The organism is Comamonas suwonensis, assembly GCF_012844455.2.
GTDB lineage: Bacteria > Pseudomonadota > Gammaproteobacteria > Burkholderiales > Burkholderiaceae_C > Comamonas > Comamonas suwonensis.
The window spans coordinates 1-2,995 of the sequence record NZ_JABBCQ020000044.1 but is presented as its reverse complement, the minus strand read 5'-3'; the positions used below and the strand labels follow the sequence as shown (position 1 = coordinate 2,995).

Here is a 2,995-nt window from a genome sequence, read left to right as displayed (position 1 = left end):
TGGTAAGAACACCTTTCCTGCCCGCTTTATGACACTCAGGTCATTCCTTCCAAGATGAGTTGCCGAGCCTCGGCCACGATGGCCGGGTCGTACTCATAAACTCCGTCTCTGCATCCATCGAGGAATGCTAAAAATTTCTGGACTGCTGGCCATCCGGAAAATGTGGCCAGCTCAAGGACAGTGGCACGGGCCTTGACCTTCAACACATCGCGCCACTGATCGGCCAGGATTTGGCCAAGCAGCTCCGCGCTGTCCTCGATCTCAGCAGCCAATTCCTGGTCTTCTTTTTCAACCTGGTTGAAACGGGCCTTCAGACCGTTTGACCAGGACAACTGCCGCTTGCCTTTGAAGCACCTTGCGAACTCAGCAAAAAGCGCAAAGGCTTGCTTGTCTTCTTTGTCGGCCAAGACAGAGCGCAGAAGATCAAAAGGCGTTTCTCCCCCAGCCTTGCCCTTCTTGATGTGGGCCTTGGTCATTTCATCCTCTAGACCCCACTTGCTCACGTAATTGCTGGCCTGCTGGCCGTCCTGCAGGTCAATGCCATGGGCAAAACTCGGAGAGCCGAGGCCGGCCTTCTGGCAGTAGGCATCCCAACGCAGATAGAGCCTTGTTTTCCAGTCCATAAGCTGGGCCGCGTCTGCCTTGACAAGGACGAATTGCAGGAAGTGGAAGTGCGGGTGCCAACCGTTGTTGGTTGCCTTCCGGCCGTGCGTACCTTCCCAAGCGCGAATCTGCCCCTGATAGCCCATTTCGGTGAAGACCTGTTTCACCTTTCGATCACGCAGGAAAGCCTGCAATGCCTTCGTCTGGCGGGCCAAAAGCTCCTCCAGCGCGTCAAAACGGGTGTGGGGTGTGGTCAGGGTCAACAGATGGACTTCGCCGCCCTGGGCGCGATGCTGGGCCATTGCATCCTGTATTTCCAACCGACGACGCTCTGCGATCTTGGCCGCGCATACAGGGCATGTCCAAACACTGCCGCATGTCTGCAAGCCGCCATAGCTGGCCGTTCCATGTTCCTTGGATTTCCAGACTTCCACATCCTTGTCATAGGCGCGGATACGCAGGCATTTAGCTGTTCTGGAGTCAGGGAGGATGTCTCGAGCAACCGACTGGAGCGCGAAACGTTCCACACGTCGTGCCATGGCTGTATCGCCTGTGGCTCGTAATTTCGCATTAATACCAAGGGCCCCTGCTCGCCCCCCCTGCCGAGCCGTACGAGGCTCCCGCTCGACCGACCCAGCATGCGCGGCTGCGCTTGGGCCTGTTGTCTTATGGGAAATTGCGCAATTCCGCGCGGTTTTAGGGCGTGTCCGTGATACGCTTTGCATGTCGGTTGTGTTGTCCATCAATGCTGTAGAAACCGGCCACCGCCCCGGAACACGCCAATGTTCGCGGGGCATTTCTTTTTCAAGAAGCCGAGATGGGTTGCGCTTCATTTCTGAGCGCGTAAAACATGATAGCGCCCTTAGCTACAAAGGCACCTACGGGAATACGGACCTTTTGTCCGACCAGCTTTTTGAATGCCTCGGTGTGCACCTTCAGCGTGACCATTTCGAGCTTCTTCTCTCCGCTCTCCATGATGTTTTCACAGAGGATCTGCGCACGCAGAGACTCTGGCCTCACTTCACCGGTTTCACGGTCAGTGCTCGCAGGTTGCGTGTAGACGTTCTGGACCAAACCGTTAAGCGTGAGCATGGCCATCAGTCATCCCCCTCAGGCAAAGCATCAAACTCATTCACCACGGACTTGGCTTTTTCCAAAAAGTCATGCAAAGCCATTGTGATGATTTCGCGTTTATTCAGGTCCAACATGGAGCCAACAGACTCCATTTCGTTTGCCAATTCAAGAGGAATTCGAGCGCAGACATTTTTCGTAATCTGATCTGCCTGATCTGGATTGTCTGCAAACAGCTTGTCCAAAATACCGGCAGAAATGCTGGAGCTATTGGTATGAATAGCCTTGAATTGCAGAGCCTTGAGGATGAGTGTTTCGCGTGTATTCATGATTTCCAATTTGATAGTGATGATGTTTGCGCGCATTATCATCATATCAATGGTTTTTGGGTTTTGAAAGCCTTGGAACAGCCGTTTGTCTTCCAGGCGCGCAGGAAAGCGATCGGGAGAGCATGAAAAAGGCCCCGCGACGGGGGCCATTGGTTTGCGAGAGCTGCGGCAATCAGTGCGCGTCTTGCGCTGGGCCTTGCCTGTTCAAAGGGTGAACATCAGAGGGCTTTGCCCTCCGATACCTCCCTCAGTTGTCTATTGCAGGATAGGCAAAGCACCGGTGAAATACGCGCCTATTGCGATAACTGTTCTTATCGCAATAGGTTCATTTAGAGAGCATCCAAATACTGACCAAGAACCGGCATTTTTTGGCGAGAGCTTTTGCCTGTAATCAGGCGCTTAGCTGTAGAAGCGTGGACACCAAAAAGCTTTGCAACCGACGGATAGGTGTGCTCACCTGTAGCGTACAAAGCGCGCATTTTCTCGATAGTTTCAGGAGGCGTTGCATGCTTCTTGCGGCCAAGTTGCACGCCACGACGATAAGCAGCCAACTGACCTGCAACAGACCGCTCACGGATGATCGATCTCTCCAACTGAGCTACAGCGCCAAGAACCTGAACCATAAAGATGCCAACCGGCACTGAGGTATCCAGAGGCTCTGTCAGAGAACGAATATTCGCCCCAACAGCCTGAACTCGCTCCAAAATCGCCATCAAATCCTTCAACGATCGTGCGATCCGATCCATCTTGTAGACAACAAGGCAGTCACCTTTCGTCAAAGAATCCAGAAGCTTTTGGAGCTCTGGTCGAGCACCAACAGAGCTTGTTTTTTCTTGATAGATAACGGAGACACCCGCCTTCTCCAACGCATCGATCTGCAAATTTGTCTCTTGACCAACTGTAGAAACGCGTGCGTATCCAACCAAACGAATAGACTCAGACTTAGCCATTTTTACCTCTCCTATAGGTGATAGTGGTTAGGGCTGGTCAGG

At 53.1% G+C, this 2,995-nt stretch carries 4 protein-coding genes; all 4 read right to left on the bottom strand.

Annotation, left to right across the window (positions count from 1 at the left end; translation table 11 throughout):
* Positions 1-35: 35 nt before the first annotated feature.
* Complete coding sequence (locus tag HF327_RS21730) at positions 36-1,142, bottom strand: protein rep (protein WP_198462427.1); 1,107 nt, start codon at positions 1,140-1,142, stop codon at positions 36-38.
* A gap of 265 nt (positions 1,143-1,407) precedes the next feature.
* Complete coding sequence (locus HF327_RS21725) at positions 1,408-1,701, bottom strand: hypothetical protein (protein ID WP_197577742.1); 294 nt, start codon at positions 1,699-1,701, stop codon at positions 1,408-1,410.
* Positions 1,701-2,153: a hypothetical protein gene (locus HF327_RS21720; protein ID WP_198462426.1), complete on the bottom strand. Its 453-nt coding sequence runs from the start codon at positions 2,151-2,153 to the stop codon at positions 1,701-1,703. Before HF327_RS21720 ends, HF327_RS21725 begins: the two co-directional genes overlap by 1 nt.
* Positions 2,154-2,332: 179 nt before the next feature.
* Entirely contained in the window at positions 2,333-2,953 is a 621-nt protein-coding gene (locus HF327_RS21715) for a recombinase family protein (protein ID WP_198462425.1), read from the bottom strand.
* Positions 2,954-2,995: the final 42 nt, after the last annotated feature.

Excerpts from the sequence above, each read along its gene's own strand:
- HF327_RS21730 (WP_198462427.1), bottom strand. The coding sequence starts at position 1,142 with ATGGCACGACGTGTGGAACGTTTCGCGCTCCAGTCGGTTGCTCGAGAC.
- HF327_RS21725 (WP_197577742.1), bottom strand. The coding sequence starts at position 1,701 with ATGGCCATGCTCACGCTTAACGGTTTGGTCCAGAACGTCTACACGCAA.
- HF327_RS21720 (WP_198462426.1), bottom strand. The coding sequence starts at position 2,153 with ATGGCCCCCGTCGCGGGGCCTTTTTCATGCTCTCCCGATCGCTTTCCT.
- HF327_RS21715 (WP_198462425.1), bottom strand. The coding sequence starts at position 2,953 with ATGGCTAAGTCTGAGTCTATTCGTTTGGTTGGATACGCACGCGTTTCT.